A 13,923-nucleotide genomic window follows, 5' to 3' on the forward strand; every position below is an offset into this window, starting at 1 on the left:
CCCCCGCCCCCCCCGCCCCCCCCCCCCCCCCCCCCCCCCCCGCCCCCCCCCCCCCCCCGCCCGCGCCGCCGCCCACCCCCCCCCCCACACCCCCCAACCATCAGGCCAGGCCCCCGCCGGCTTGCCCGCCCCTCGCGAAGCGAACCACGGCGCCGCCGCGCACCCCCGCCGTGCTGCCCCGCCGGGTCCCACATGCCGCCACCCCCATGACACACAACCCGACCACCGCCTTGAGGCTGCCCCCACCCATGCGCACCAGGGTCTTGCTGCCGCAACCCGAGGCCAGCACCATGCCAAAGCCAAACAATGCCCCACCCGTAAGCGCAGACAGCCAGATCACCCGCCCGTTGTAGTAAATCGTGCGGGTCGGGTCGATCCATCCCAAAGCCGCCATGGTATGGAAGCCCGCCATGGCCACCCCGATGGCCATGATCCACATGCGCATCCGAGTCCAATCCCCCATGTTCACGATGTCACTGATCGCCCCCATGGTGCAGAATTGGGTGCGGTGCGCGATGGCGCCGAACAAGGCCGAAACAGCGAACGCCGCCCACAGAACGGTGGTGTACAAGGATTGAGTTGCGGCAAGATCCATGATTCGAGAACGGAGACGAACTCGATTCTACGGGGGCCGAACCCGCTTGCGGCTGACAGGGGCTGCTGCCGGCGCGTCGCCGCAAGTCAGCGCAGCCGAGCCAAACGCTCACGCGCGGCCGCCGCCGCTTCGGTGTGGGGATAGCGCGTGACCAGCGCTTGCCAAGTGGCGCGCGCAGCCTTGGCATCCTTGAGTTCGAGCTGACAGCTTGCGATGGCCAACATCGCCTCGGCCGCGCGGGGGTGCTGCGGCCACTGGTCGATCAACCGCTGGTAGCTGTCGATGGCAGCGCGGTACTGGCGATCGGCATACAGGGCGTTGCCCTGCCAGTACCAGGCCAGCGGCGCATAGCCACTGCCCGGATAGCGGGCCAAAAACGCCCCGTACAACCGAGCCGCACGCGAAAAATCGGATGCGCGCAGGACCGCCATGGCCTCCTCGAAAGCCGCTTTTTCGTCTGGGCGCACGGTAAATTCGTCGCCATCGACGACAACCTTGGTGGGCTCCAGCGCACGCAGGCGTTCGTCGAATGCGGCCAAGGCATCGCGCTGCTGGCGCTGCAGGTCGGCCAGATCACGGGCCAAGTGCTCCTGCTGCCCACGCAGCGTCGCCAGCTCGCGGCGCACCGCTTCGATTTGGTTGACAACATCGAGCACTCCGCGGCGCGCGCTGTCGCTGCCAGCCTGCAGCTCCTGCAACTGGCGTTCGGTGGCCTGCAAGTGGCGCTCTGTGGCTTCGACGGCCTGGCGCTGGGTCTCTAGGCGGCTGCGCAAATCCAAGATGGCGCGGCGCGCCTCGTCGTCGCTGAACAGCGCATGCGCAGGCAGGGCTGCCGCGGCAAGCACGCCGCCACTCACCCAGGCAGCCAGCGCAATTTGCCAGCGGCGCTGTGGTGAACGGCCTGCGGCAGCAGACTGGGCTATACGGACGTGGCTCATGGCGCGGGATCAGCGGTAGGCCAGTTCGACCCGGCGGTTTTGGCCCCAGGCCTCTTCGCCACTGCCCTGTACGGCCGGCTTTTCTTTACCAAAACTGACCGCCTCCATCTGCGCGTCTTGCACCCCCATCAACGCCAGAGCGCGGCGCACGGCATCGGCGCGCTTCTGCCCCAGCGCCAGGTTGTATTCGCGTCCGCCGCGCTCATCGGTGTGGCCTTCCAGAACCACGCGGCGCTGGCGGTCGGCATTGAGGTAACGTGCGTGGGCCTCCAGCGTCGCTACGAATTCGGGCTTGACGGCGTAGGAGTCGAAGTCGAAATAGATGGTGCGCGCGACATTGGCCGGCGGCTGCCCAGCCCCGGGCGGCTGGGTTTGCACGGGCACCACGGTGCGGCCGTCCACCGCGCCGCTGCCCGCGCCACCCGCACCGCCGCCTGCCCCCGCCGCGTCCGCTGCACCCACCGGGGTGGCCGACCGATCGCTGACCGGGGCACTCTCGTCGAGCTTGACGCTGGAGCAGCCAGCCAGTACGGCCGCCAACAGCAGCGCCGCACCCGCGCGCAGCGCGTGACATTCCCAAAAATGACCGACAGGGCTTTTCATGATGGATAGCAGAAGAGAAAGTGGTGAAGGGGAAGGGATGTCAGCCCGCTGTGCCATCAGGTCAGCAGCGGCCCCCAGTCGGGCTCGCGCACGCTGCCCGTCGCCGCCAGGCGTGTCTTGATGCGTCCGTCGAGGGTGGTGGTCATCAGCGACTCGCGGCCTTGCACCCGGGTGGCATACATGATCAGACGACCGTTGGGTGCAAAGCTCGGGCTTTCATCGGCGTGGGTGTCGGTCAACGAGGTGACGGCTCCGCTGGCCAGGTCCATCAGGCGCAGGCGATAGGCATCACCCAGACGAGAGACGAAGGCCAAATGGCGGCCATCGGGGCTGACCGCAGGAGAGACGTTGTAGTTGCCCTCGAATGTGACGCGCGTGACCTCGCGCCCATCCGGGGTCATGCGGTAGATCTGCGGCGATCCGCCCCGGTCACTGACGAAGAAAACCGCCTTGCCGTCAGGGGCGAAAGCAGGCTCTGTATCGATGCCCCCGGTTTGGGTGATGCGCTGCGGCGGGCCGCCCTCCAGGTCGAGGGCATAAATTTGCGAGCTGCCCGCCAGGGTCAAGGTGGCATATAACCGCCGGCCATCCGGTGACCACGCCGGCGCGCTGTTGGAGCCGCGGAAGCTGGCCAACAGCCGACGCCGACCGGTGGCGATATCGTGAGCGTAAATGACGGGTTTGAGCGACTCAAACGACACATACGCGAGCTGTGCGCCACTGGGCGACCATGCAGGAGAGATGATGGGCTCGCGGCTGGTCAGGGCGGGTTGGGCATTCTCGCCGTCGGCATCGGCCACCCAGAGCTGGTGGCGATCCCCATTTTTGGAGACATAGGCGATGCGTGTGGAAAAGACACCCCGCTCGCCGGTGAGCTTTTCGTAGACATAGTCCGCGATGCGGTGTGCTGCCAATCGCAGGTCGGCCGAGCCAACGGGGTAGCTGAGTCCCCCCAGATCGGTGCCGCGCACCACATCCCACAGGCGAAACCGGACATCGAACCGGCCATCCGCCAGTGTCCGCACGCTGCCCGTGATGAGCGCGTCCGCTCCCTGGCTGCGCCAGGGCCCGAGGTCTGGGCGCGAAACCTCGTCCAGCCCCAGGGGGCCACCTGCAAGCTGGCGCAGCTGACCACTGCGCACCAGATCGGCCGCGACGATGGCTGCCACATCCTGCGGCATGCCAGCGGGCACCCGAAACGGCGCCACCGCAAATGGAATTTGCTGCACCCCAACGCCTGTCACCTCGACGCGGAACTGGGCTGCCGCCGGCGCTGACCAAGCCGCCAGGGCTGCGGCCGCAGCCGATGCGAGCCAGCCACGCCGAGACAGCGGAACGCCAATCGGCGGCGGCGCTGCACCACAAGCCAGACCGGATGTATGGGGGCCGAAGCGATCGGGGAGCGTCATCGATGGTGGTTGGCGATACAAGAAAAACCTGGCACCGCGTGGTGAGCAGCGCGCACGCAAACCAGACGGCACAGCGGATAATACCGGAAGCATCACCGCAGCCTCAAAGGTCTGCTGCGGTCAGAAAAGTTCCCGCCGCTGCGCTGCCGCTCCACCACCCGCCTTGTCGACCAAAGCGCCCAATCCCCCTCCGCCCACGGCTGGCCCCAACAGAGCTGCCGGTTCTGCACCGGTGCACGAGCGGCTGCAGCGCTTGTGGCCGTATTTCCGTCCCGCGCGGGCGGGGGTGGGCATCGCTGCTCTGGGAGCCCTGCTGGCGGCACTGACCGAGCCTGCCATTCCCGCGCTTCTGAAGCTGCTGCTCGACGAAGGGTTCATCGCGGGCGGTCTGGCACTGTGGACGATCCCCGTGGCCCTGATCGGCCTGTTCGCGCTGCGCGGGATCGCCACTTTCGTTGCCCAATACGGCCTGGCCTACACCACCAACGGGGGGATGGCAGCGCTGCGGCGGGCCATGTTCGAACGACTGGGCGAGGCAGACTTGCACCTGTTTGCTGAACAAAACGCCAGCCGCCTGTCGAACACGCTGGTGTACGAAGTGCAAAATGGCGCTGGGCAGCTGGTCGGCGCACTGCTGACTTTGGTGCGCACGGTACTCACGATCGCTGCGCTGCTGACCTATCTCCTGTGGCTGAACTGGCAGCTCACGCTGATCGTGCTGGCCATGTTCCCGCCGCTGTCGTGGGGCATGAAGGCTTTGTCGCGCCGGCTGTACGGCGTGACCCGGCGCAGCCAAACCGCGACGGACGAGCTGGCCTATGTGGTCGAAGAAAACGTGCTGGCGCACCGACTGGTACGGCTGCATGGCGCCCAGGAACAGCAACAGCGCCGGTTTGCGGCACTCAATGCTGCGTTGCGTGGCCTGGCGCTCAAGAGCACCGTCGCGGCTGCGGCCATGACGCCGCTGTCACAGATCCTGGCGGCCACGGCACTGTCGGCCGTGATCATGGTGGCGCTGCATCAAGCCTCCGGCGGGGTGTCGGTCGGCAGCTTCGTCGGCTTCGTGACGGCGATGTTGATGCTCGTGAGTCCGATTCGCCAGCTCGCGGACATCGCCACCCCGATCACACGCGGGCTGGCCGCGCTGGAGCGCGGCGTGGCGCTGATCGAGGACACGCCGGTGCAAAACGGCGGCCGGTACGATGGCGGGCGAGCGCAGGGTCGCATCCGGCTGCAAGACGTCTGGGTGCAATACGCGGGCCAGCCGGGCGCGGCAGTGCGCGGCGTGTCGCTGGAAATCGCATCCGGCGAAGTCGTGGCCTTTGTCGGCCCCTCCGGATCCGGCAAAACGACGCTGATCAACCTGCTGCCGCGCTTCGTGGCTCCCAGTCACGGCGCCATCCTGCTCGACGGCGTGGAGGTGCGCGAGTGGGAGCTGCGCGCCCTGCGGCGGCAGTTTGCGATCGTCAGCCAGGATGTGGTGATGCTCAACGACACGGTATTGACCAACGTGGCGCTGGGCGACGACCAGCCCGATGAGGCCCGCGTGCGCGCAGCGCTACAAGCGGCCAACCTGGGCGATTGGTGGCCGACGCTGCCGCAGGGCCTACAGACGATCGTGGGTCACAACGCCGCCCAGTTGTCTGGCGGTCAGCGCCAGCGGCTCGCCATCGCACGCGCGATTTACAAGGATGCGCCCGTGCTCATCCTCGACGAAGCCACCTCCGCCCTGGACAATGAATCCGAACGCTTGGTGCAGGAAGCCCTGGCTCGACTGATGGCTGGACGCACCACCCTGGTGATCGCACACCGGCTCTCGACCATTGCACATGCCGACCGCATCGTCGTGCTGCAAGCCGGGCGCATCATCGAGCAGGGCCGCCACGGGGAATTGCTGGCCGCCGGCGGGTTGTATGCCCGGCTTTACGCCCAAGGCAGCGGCGGCTGGCTGGACGATGGCGAAAGCCCCGTTGCTGCCGCCGAGGGCGCGGCCTGACGCGCCCCTGGCCCGCTCACATCAGCACGATGTCGTACTGCTCTTGCGTCATGGTGCTGTCGCTTTGCAGCGAAATGGGCTTGCCGATGAAGTCCGACAGCCCTGCGAGGTGTTGGCTTTCCTCATCCAAAAAACGCTCGACCACCTGCGGCGCGGCGATGATGCGAAATTCACGCGGGTTGAAGGCGCGTGCCTCGCGCAGGATTTCGCGCAGAATGTCGTAGCAGACGGTGCGTGCGGTGCGCACACGCCCGCGACCACCACAGGCCGGGCAGGTTTCGGTGAGCATCTGCGCCAGCGATTCGCGCGTGCGCTTGCGCGTCATCTCCACCAGCCCCAGTTGCGAGAAGCCGCCGATCATCGTTTTGACGCGGTCGCGCGCGAGCTGCTTGCGCAGCTCGGCCAGCACCGCGTCGCGGTGGTCGTCGCGCACCATGTCGATGAAATCGATGATGACGATGCCGCCCAGATTGCGCAGCCGCAATTGGCGTGCGATGGCTTGCGCCGCCTCCAGATTGGTGCGAAAGACCGTGTCGTCGAAGTTGCGCGCGCCGACGAAGCCGCCGGTATTGACATCGATCGTCGTCAGCGCCTCGGTCTGGTCGAACACCAGATAGCCCCCCGACTTGAGATCGACGCGGCGTCCCAGCGCGCGCTCGATCTCCTCATCCACATGGTACTGGTCGAAGATGGGCCGCTCGCCGCGATATAGGGTCAGCCGATCCGCCACCTGCGGCGTGTACTCCTGAGCAAAGGCCTGCAGGGCCGCGAATTGCTCGCGCGAATCCACCTGAATGGAGCGCGTCTGGGGCCCGGCCAGATCGCGCAGCACCCGCTGCACCAGGGTTAGATCCTCGTGCAGCAGTGCGGGGGGCGCCACCTGCGCCGCCCGCTCGCGGATGCGGGCCCAGGTCTTGCGCAGGTAGGCGATGTCCTCGGCCAGCTCCTCGTCGCTGGCGTCTTCGGCGTTGGTGCGCAGGATGAAGCCCCCCCCGCCCTCGCCCACCAGGGCGAGGAGGCGCTGGCGCAGCGCCTCGCGCTGGGCGGACGGAATCTTTTGCGACACGCCGACATGCTCATCCTGGGGCAGAAAGACCAACAACCGCCCCGCGATGCTGATCTGTGCGGTCAGCCGCGCGCCCTTGGTGCCGATCGGGTCCTTGAGTACCTGCACCAAAATCGCCTGCCCCTCGAACACCTGGCGCTCGATGGGGGGTACGCTGGGGGCCTCGGGCTCGTCCGCGCGCACTGGGGCATGGCGGGCGTTGATCTGCGGCAGCAAATCGGCCACATGCAAAAACGCCGTGCGCTCCAGTCCGATGTCGATGAACGCAGACTGCATGCCGGGCAGCACCCGCTGCACCCGCCCGAGATAGATGTTGCCCACCAAACCGCGCTCCAGCGCGCGCTCCAGCAGCACCTCCTGCACCGCGCCCTGTTCGATCAAGGCGACGCGGGACTCCTGCGGGGACCAGTTGATGAGAATGTCTTGCTGGGGCATGGTGGCCAACAGCTTACTGCAAAGCCAGACCTGCGCGGCGCAACAGTTCGGCGGTCTCGTATGCAGGCAGGCCCATGATACCGGTGTAGCTGCCTGTGATACGCCGTGCCCACAGGCCGGCACGGCCCTGGATGCCATAGGCGCCGGCCTTGCCAAAAGGCTCGCCTGTGGCGATGTAGGCCGCGATGTCCTGCGCCGTCAGGGGCTTGAAGGTAACGGTGGAGCGATTCACCGCCAGCCACTCGCGCCGACCCTGCGCGAGTGCTACCGCGGTCAGCACCTGGTGGCGCCGACCCGACAGGCGCTGCAGCATGCGAGCGGCGTCCGCAGCGTCCGCCGGCTTGCCCAGGATGTCGTCCCCATCCGCGACCGTGGTGTCGGCACACAGGACCAGACCCTCCGGCCAGCCTCGACGCTGGCGCCGGGCCTGCGCCGCCCGCAGCTTGAGGCGGGTGACGCGCCGTACATAGGCCAGCGGTCGCTCCCCGGGCTGCACGCACTCCAGCGCCTCGGGGTCCTCATCGGCATCTGGCGGCAGCAGCACCACAGTCACCCCCCATTGCTCCAACAGTTGGCGGCGGCGCGGGCTTTGCGATGCCAGGTACACCCATGGGCGATCGTCGGTGGGGAGGTCGGGACGGGGCTCGGTCATTCTCGGTGGTAGGGGTGGCCGGTATTGATGGACCACGCCCGGTAGAGTTGTTCGATGAGCAGCACGCGCGCCAGGGCATGCGGCAAGGTCAGGTCGGACAGGCGCAGCCGGTGCTGAGCGGCCTGGCGCAGCGCAGGATCCAGCCCGTCCGGCCCGCCAATCACGAAAGCGACATCGGCGCCGTCGAGCTGCCACTGCCGCAGGCGCTGTGCCAGCTCTTGCGTGGTGCAGCGCTCGCCGCGCTCGTCCAGCACGACCAGGCGGGCGCCTTTGGGGCAAGCGGCCTGCAGGCGCTGGCGCTCGGCGGCCATCAGGGCCTCGACAGGTTTACCGCTGGTGCGCGGCTCGGCCTTGACGGTGCGCAGCAGCACCCGTGCCTCGGGCGGAAAACGCTTGGCGTAATCCTCGTAAGCCGCCTCGGCCCAGTCGGGCATGCGCTGGCCGACGGCCAGCAAATGCCACCTCATGCGGCGTCGTCGGCCACCGGACGGCGACGCCGCGATGCGGATGCCCGCGGGGCGGCAGCCGCAGCAGCAGACGGACCCGCAGCACGCGGGCCCGTCCGGCGCAGACGCACCGGCTTGCCACCCCAAATCTCCTCCAGCCGGTAGTACTGGCGGATGGCAGGCTGCATCACATGCACGACCGCTGAGCCACAATCGACGATGATCCACTCGCCGTTGTCCTCCCCCTCCACGCGGGGTTTGGCAAATCCGGCTTCGATGACCTTGTCGCGCACGCTGGCGGCCAGCGCCTTGGTCTGGCGGTTGGAGGTACCGCTGGCGATGACTACCCGCTCGAACAGCGGCGTGATCGCCTCGGTGTTGAAGACTTGGATATCCTGTGCCTTGACGTCTTCGAGGCCGTCGACGATGGCGCGCTGGAGTTTTTGGATCTGGCGTTGGGCGGCGGTGTCGGTCATGGAGTCGGTGTGTCAAGCAGCCGGCCCATGCGCAGCAGCATAGAGCCGATGGTCGGAAATATACCGCGCGACGGCGGGCGGCACCAGTGCCGCCACATCCGGGGCGAGGGGCGCATCGCTGGAGCGGATCGTCCGGTATGCCTGGCGCCACAGGTCGCGCGCGGCCGTGGCGCTCAGACCCGTCGGGGGCAGATCGAGCGCGACGAAGGGCAGCCCCACCTGGGCCAGATCGGGCAGCGGCGCACCGTCCTCAGCCCGCGGCCGGTTGGCCACGGCGACCGTCGCCCAGCGCAGAATATCCTGCCAGCGCCGCCAGGTGCGAAAAGCCAACCACTGATCAGCCCCCATGATCACGAACAGCGCTGCACCCGGATGCTCGGCACGCAATTCAGCCAGGGTATCCACGGTGTACGTGGGGCCGTCGCGGACCGTTTCGCGCCCGTCCACCACCGCGCCGGGCAAGTCGGCAAAGGCCAGGCGGCACATGGCCAGCCGGTGCTGCGCATCGGTCAGGGGGCGTGCCTTGTGCCAGGCTTGCCCCGTGGGCAGGATCAGCAGCTCATCGAGCGTGAGTTGCCGCAGCGCCACCTCGGCCACGGCCCGGTGGGCCCAATGGGGCGGGTCGAACGCGCCGCCGAACACACCGATGCGGCGCGGGGCGAGAGGACGATCGGAAGCGGCGCGGGTCACAGCCAGTCGCGGCGCACCAAAAATTCGGTCAACAGCCGGTGCTCGGGCGTGCCGGGCTGGGGCCGCTCGTCGTAGGACCAGCGCACCAGCGGCGGCATGGACAACAGGATAGACTCGGCGCGCCCGCCCGACTGCAGCCCAAAGTGGGTCCCTCGGTCCCAGACCAGGTTGAACTCGACATAGCGGCCGCGGCGGTAGAGCTGGAACTGGCGCTCGCGTTCGCCGTAGGGCGTGCCGATACGGCGCTGCACGATGGGCAGATAGGCGTGCAAAAAGGCGTCGCCTACGGCGCGCGTCATCGCAAAACCGCCTTCGAAGCCCAGCTCCGAGAAATCGTCGTAAAAGATGCCGCCGACGCCGCGCTGCTCACCGCGGTGGCGCAGGCAGAAGTAGTCGTCGCACCACGCCTTGAAGCGCGGGTATTTGTCCGCACCGAAGGGCGCGAGCGCCTGTGCGCAGGTGCGATGGAAATGCACCGCATCTTCTTCGAAGCCGTAATAGGGGGTCAAGTCCATGCCGCCGCCAAACCAGCTCACGGCCTCGCCACCCAAAGCAGGGCGCGCCGTGATCATGCGCACATTCATGTGCACCGTGGGCACATAGGGGTTGCGCGGGTGGAACACCAGCGACACCCCCAAGGCCTCGAACGGCGCACCGGCCAACTCAGGCCGATGCTGTGTGGCCGACGGGGGCAGCTTAGGGCCGCTGACATGCGAAAAACCGCAGCCGGCGCGCTCGAACACCTCGCCGTCTTCCAGGATCTGCGTCACCCCGCTGCCCTGCAGCGCCTCCCCCGCCGCCTTTTCCCAGGCATCGGAGAGAAAGGATCGGCCGTCGATCTCGGAGATAGCGCTGGTGATGCGCTGCTGCAAACCCAGCAGGTATTCACGCATCAGGGTCACGGGCTCATGGGCCATGGTTGTCTCCTCAGGGCAGCGGGCGGCCGGTCTGTCCGGCCGCGGGGGCGTTCAGCCGGCCTGGCGCGCCAGCGCGCGGTGGCCGATGTCGTGTCGGTACTGCATGCCGTCGAAGGCAATTCCACCCACCAGTTCGTAGGCTCTTTGGCGGGCTGCAGCGACGTCATCCCCCAGCGCCGTGGCACACAGTACGCGCCCGCCACTGGTGATGAGCTGCCCCTGCTGCAGTGCGGTACCTGCATGAAAAACGACGGCATCCGGCGTCTGTGCCGGCAGCGCGGCGATGGCATCCCCCTTGCGGGGAGTCAGCGGGTAGCCGGCTGCTGCCACCACCACACCCAGGGCAACACGTGGGTCCCAGTCCAGGGACACAGTGTCCAGCCGCCCGTCGGTCGCCGCCAACAACACCTCCACCCAGTCGCTGCGCAGACGCATCAGGATGGGCTGCGTCTCGGGGTCGCCCATGCGGCAGTTGAACTCCAGGGTCTGGACGCTGCCGTCGGGCGCCACCATCAACCCGGCGTACAAAAAGCCCGTGTACGGCATACCCTCGGCCGCCATGGCACGCACGGTCGGCTCGATCACCTCGCGCAAGGCGCGCGCATGCACCACAGGCGTGACGACGGGGGCGGGCGAATACGCCCCCATGCCGCCGGTGTTGGGCCCGGCGTCGCCGTCCAGCAGCCGCTTGTGGTCCTGGCTGGTGGCCAGTGGCAAGACATGGGTGCCGTCCACCAGCACGATGAAGCTGGCCTCCTCGCCGTGCAAGTAAGACTCAATGACCACGCGCGCACCCTCGGCGTTGTGCTGCACGCCCAGGCGGTTGTCCAGCAGCATGAGGTCGATCGCCTCGTGCGCCTCGGCGGTGGTCATGGCCACCACCACGCCCTTGCCCGCTGCCAGGCCGTCAGCCTTGACCACGATGGGGGCCCCCATCCGATCCACATAGGCGTGCGCCGCCACGGGATCGGAGAAGGTCTCGTGCGCCGCCGTGGGGATGCCGTGGCGCTGCATGAAAGCTTTGGCAAAGGCCTTGGAGCTCTCCAACTGCGCGGCGGCCTGGGTCGGGCCAAAGATGCGCAGGCCCGCAGCCCGAAATGTATCCACGATGCCAGCGGCCAACGGAGCCTCTGGCCCCACCACCGTCAGGCCGATGCGGTTGGCCAGCGCCCAGTCGCGCAAGGCTGCGATGTCGGTGATCGGGACATTGATGAGGTCAGGATCGAGCGCAGTACCGCCATTGCCGGGGGCCACGAACACCTGCGCGGCGCGCGGCGATTGTTTGAGCTTCCAGGCCAGCGCGTGCTCGCGGCCACCACCACCGACGACCAACACCCGAATGCGTTCGCTCATTGCGGCAGTTCCGCGTTGTGGAAGACGTCCTGTACGTCGTCCAGGTCCTCGATGGCATCGAGCAGCTTTTGCATACGCTGGGCGTCCTCACCCTCCAGCGCCACGGTGTTGGAAGGCCGCCAGGTCACCTCGGCCATCGCGGGGGTCAGCCCCGCAGCCTGCAGCGCATCGCGCACCGCCTCGAACTGCGCCGGCGCGGTCAGCACCTCGATGGAGCCGTCTGCCTGTGTCAGCACATCGTCGGCGCCGGCCTCCAGGGCGACTTCCACCACCCTGTCTTCGCTGGTGCCGGGCTCGAAGACGATTTGCCCACAGTGCTGAAACTGGAACGCCACCGAGCCCTCGGTACCCAAGTTGCCGCCGTGCTTGCTAAACGCATGGCGCACCTCCGCCACGGTGCGCACGCGGTTGTCCGTCATGCAGTCGACGATGATGGCCGCGCCGCCGATACCGTAGCCCTCGTAGCGCACCTCTTCGTAGTTGACGCCCTCGAGGTTGCCGGTGGCCTTGTCGATATTGCGCTTGATGGTGTCGGCCGGCATGTTGGCAGCCTTGGCCTTGTCGATGGCCAGTCGCAGGCGCGGGTTGGCGGCCGGGTCACCGCCGCCCTGGCGCGCCGCGATCATGATCTCGCGCACCACCCGCGTCCAGATGCGCTGGCGCTTCTCGTCTTGGCGCGCCTTGCGGTGCTGAATATTGGCCCACTTAGAGTGTCCTGCCATGCAAACCTCGTCGATTCCGTCGCGATAATCGGGTCAGGCTGACCGTCGGAGTAGCTTGATATTTTACCTGTGCCCCTCTGACAGCCAGCCGCCAGCGCCCCATGCCCAGGACTACCCATCATGACCGAACCGATCCTGATCGCCCGCCGCGATGCCGTCGAGTGCCTGCTGCTGCCTGACAAAGCCAACCGCCATGGATTGGTGACCGGCGCCACCGGCACTGGCAAAACCGTCACCCTGCAGACCATGGCCGAGGGCTTCTCGCGCCTGGGGGTGCCGGTGTTCATGGCCGATGTCAAGGGCGACCTCACCGGCATCAGCCAGCCCGGGCGCATCGAGGGCAAACTGGCCCAGGTGCTGGCAGACCGTGGAATCGCGCCGCCGCCACCCGCCGCCTGCCCGGTGACGCTCTGGGATGTGTTTGGCGAGCAGGGCCACCCCGTGCGCGCCACGATCAGCGACATGGGGCCGCTGCTGTTGGCGCGTATGCTGGGACTCAACGACACCCAGGCGGGTGTGCTCCACCTGGTGTTCAAGATCGCCGACGACCAGGGTTTGCTGCTGTTGGACCTGAAGGACCTGCGCGCGATGCTGCAGCACGTCGGCGACAACGCCCGACAGTTCACCACCGAATACGGCCTCATCAGTGCTGCCAGCATTGGCGCCATTCAGCGCGGGCTGCTGGCGCTGGAGCAGCAGGGAGCAGACCGATTTTTTGGCGAGCCGATGCTCGACATCGCCGACCTAATGCAGACCGTGGACGGCCAGGGTGTGGTCAACATCCTGGCTGCTGACAAGCTGCTGCATGCGCCGCGGCTGTACAGCACCTTTTTGCTGTGGCTGCTGTCGGAACTGTTCGAGACGCTGCCCGAGGTGGGGGACCTGGACAAGCCCAAGCTCGTGTTCTTTTTCGACGAGGCGCATCTGCTGTTCTCCGACGCGCCCAAGGTGTTGGTCGAACGCATCGAACAGGTCGTGCGGCTGGTGCGCTCCAAGGGGGTGGGCGTGTACTTCGTGACCCAAAATCCGCTCGACATCCCAGACAGCGTGCTGGGCCAGTTGGGCAACCGCATCCAGCATGCGCTGCGCGCCTTTACCCCGCGCGACCAGAAGGCCGTCAAGGCCACTGCACAGACGATGCGGCCCAAGGCTGGCTTGGATATCGAGGCCGCGATCACCGAACTGGCCGTGGGCGAGGCCCTGGTGAGCCTGCTCGACGCCAAAGGCCGCCCAAGCGAGACCGAGCGGGCCTGGGTCATGCCGCCCGGCAGCCGTCTGGGGCCGGTCACGCCCCAAGAGCGCCAGGCGCTGCTGCACGGCTCGCTGGTCGCGGGGGTGTACGACCAGGCAGTAGACCGCGAAAGCGCCTATGAGCGGCTGCGCGCCAGCCACCAGGGCGGTCAGCCGCCGCGCGACGCTGCGGGCGCCACGCCCCAGTCGCCACCGGCCGATGCCTCCGGCCTCGGCGCCCGCGTGGGCGAGGTGCTGTTTGGCCGCACCGGCCCCCGCGGCGGGCAGCACGACGGACTGGTCCAGGCGGTGGTCAAAACCGCGGTGCGCCAGATTGGCACCCACCTGGGCCGGCAGCTCGTGCGCGGGCTGCTGGGCGGCCTGGTCGGCGGCAG

Annotated in this window: 13 protein-coding genes and 1 pseudogene; 2 read left to right on the top strand and 12 right to left on the bottom strand. The window is 67.7% G+C overall.

Going from position 1 to position 13,923, the window contains the following annotated elements; all coding sequences use genetic code 11:
• Positions 1–175: 175 nt before the first annotated feature.
• The 4 genes and pseudogenes from P3W97_RS06385 to tolB form a co-directional block, all read right to left on the bottom strand.
• Positions 176–595: pseudogene (locus tag P3W97_RS06385) on the bottom strand (YeeE/YedE thiosulfate transporter family protein); the annotation flags it as partial.
• 86 nt (positions 596–681) lie between these two features.
• Positions 682–1,533 (bottom strand): tol-pal system protein YbgF, encoded by an 852-nt coding sequence (ybgF, locus tag P3W97_RS06390; RefSeq protein ID WP_300844907.1) that lies wholly within the window; start codon positions 1,531–1,533, stop codon positions 682–684.
• Between the two features lie 9 nt (positions 1,534–1,542).
• Positions 1,543–2,136: a peptidoglycan-associated lipoprotein Pal gene (gene pal / locus P3W97_RS06395; RefSeq protein WP_300844909.1), complete on the bottom strand. Its 594-nt coding sequence runs from the start codon at positions 2,134–2,136 to the stop codon at positions 1,543–1,545.
• Positions 2,137–2,192: 56 nt separating this feature from the next.
• A complete protein-coding gene (tolB, locus tag P3W97_RS06400; RefSeq protein WP_300844911.1) occupies positions 2,193–3,545 on the bottom strand; it encodes a Tol-Pal system beta propeller repeat protein TolB in 1,353 nt (450 codons plus the stop codon).
• A gap of 232 nt (positions 3,546–3,777) precedes the next feature.
• Between tolB and msbA the strand changes: the two genes are divergently transcribed.
• On the top strand, positions 3,778–5,541 hold the full coding sequence (gene msbA, locus P3W97_RS06405) for a lipid A export permease/ATP-binding protein MsbA (protein ID WP_300844930.1): 1,764 nt from the start codon (positions 3,778–3,780) through the stop codon (positions 5,539–5,541).
• A 16-nt stretch (positions 5,542–5,557) separates the two neighbouring features.
• On the opposite strand, the gene rng is transcribed toward msbA, so the two are convergent.
• From rng to P3W97_RS06445, 8 genes are read right to left on the bottom strand one after another with little or no spacing between them, the layout of a single operon-like run.
• Positions 5,558–7,042, bottom strand: a complete 1,485-nt coding sequence (gene rng, locus P3W97_RS06410) for a ribonuclease G (protein WP_300844914.1) — start codon at positions 7,040–7,042, stop codon at positions 5,558–5,560.
• Between the two features lie 13 nt (positions 7,043–7,055).
• Entirely contained in the window at positions 7,056–7,694 is a 639-nt protein-coding gene (locus P3W97_RS06415; protein ID WP_300844916.1) for a nucleoside triphosphate pyrophosphatase, read from the bottom strand.
• Positions 7,691–8,161 carry a 23S rRNA (pseudouridine(1915)-N(3))-methyltransferase RlmH gene (gene rlmH, locus P3W97_RS06420; protein WP_300844918.1) on the bottom strand — a complete coding sequence of 157 codons (471 nt, stop codon included), beginning with the start codon at positions 8,159–8,161 and terminating at the stop codon, positions 7,691–7,693. Before rlmH ends, P3W97_RS06415 begins: the two co-directional genes overlap by 4 nt.
• The gene (gene rsfS / locus P3W97_RS06425; RefSeq protein WP_300844920.1) at positions 8,158–8,616 is read right to left on the bottom strand and encodes a ribosome silencing factor; all 459 of its coding nucleotides are present in this window, start codon (positions 8,614–8,616) and stop codon (positions 8,158–8,160) included. The genes rlmH and rsfS overlap by 4 nt, the downstream gene beginning before the upstream one ends.
• A gap of 12 nt (positions 8,617–8,628) precedes the next feature.
• Positions 8,629–9,306, bottom strand: a complete 678-nt coding sequence (gene nadD / locus P3W97_RS06430; protein WP_300844922.1) for a nicotinate (nicotinamide) nucleotide adenylyltransferase — start codon at positions 9,304–9,306, stop codon at positions 8,629–8,631.
• On the bottom strand, positions 9,303–10,223 hold the full coding sequence (gene hemF, locus P3W97_RS06435; protein ID WP_300844924.1) for an oxygen-dependent coproporphyrinogen oxidase: 921 nt from the start codon (positions 10,221–10,223) through the stop codon (positions 9,303–9,305). Before hemF ends, nadD begins: the two co-directional genes overlap by 4 nt.
• Before the next feature lie 51 nt (positions 10,224–10,274).
• The gene (gene purD, locus P3W97_RS06440) at positions 10,275–11,564 is read right to left on the bottom strand and encodes a phosphoribosylamine--glycine ligase (protein WP_300844932.1); all 1,290 of its coding nucleotides are present in this window, start codon (positions 11,562–11,564) and stop codon (positions 10,275–10,277) included.
• A gap of 8 nt (positions 11,565–11,572) precedes the next feature.
• Positions 11,573–12,298: a YebC/PmpR family DNA-binding transcriptional regulator gene (locus P3W97_RS06445; protein WP_300844926.1), complete on the bottom strand. Its 726-nt coding sequence runs from the start codon at positions 12,296–12,298 to the stop codon at positions 11,573–11,575.
• A 120-nt stretch (positions 12,299–12,418) separates the two neighbouring features.
• Between P3W97_RS06445 and P3W97_RS06450 the strand changes: the two genes are divergently transcribed.
• Positions 12,419–13,923 (top strand): helicase HerA-like domain-containing protein (locus tag P3W97_RS06450; RefSeq protein ID WP_300844928.1); only part of this gene is annotated, 1,505 nt, incomplete at its 3' end.

The sequence above is a fragment of the Tepidimonas sp. genome (assembly GCF_029335975.1).
In the GTDB taxonomy this organism is placed as follows: Bacteria; Pseudomonadota; Gammaproteobacteria; order Burkholderiales; family Burkholderiaceae_C; genus Tepidimonas.

Coding starts and splice junctions, on each gene's coding strand:
- ybgF (WP_300844907.1), bottom strand. CDS start 1,533: ATGAGCCACGTCCGTATAGCCCAGTCTGCTGCCGCAGGCCGTTCACCA.
- pal (WP_300844909.1), bottom strand. CDS start 2,136: ATGAAAAGCCCTGTCGGTCATTTTTGGGAATGTCACGCGCTGCGCGCG.
- tolB (WP_300844911.1), bottom strand. CDS start 3,545: ATGACGCTCCCCGATCGCTTCGGCCCCCATACATCCGGTCTGGCTTGT.
- rng (WP_300844914.1), bottom strand. CDS start 7,042: ATGCCCCAGCAAGACATTCTCATCAACTGGTCCCCGCAGGAGTCCCGC.
- P3W97_RS06415 (WP_300844916.1), bottom strand. CDS start 7,694: ATGACCGAGCCCCGTCCCGACCTCCCCACCGACGATCGCCCATGGGTG.
- rlmH (WP_300844918.1), bottom strand. CDS start 8,161: ATGAGGTGGCATTTGCTGGCCGTCGGCCAGCGCATGCCCGACTGGGCC.
- rsfS (WP_300844920.1), bottom strand. CDS start 8,616: ATGACCGACACCGCCGCCCAACGCCAGATCCAAAAACTCCAGCGCGCC.
- hemF (WP_300844924.1), bottom strand. CDS start 10,223: ATGGCCCATGAGCCCGTGACCCTGATGCGTGAATACCTGCTGGGTTTG.
- P3W97_RS06445 (WP_300844926.1), bottom strand. CDS start 12,298: ATGGCAGGACACTCTAAGTGGGCCAATATTCAGCACCGCAAGGCGCGC.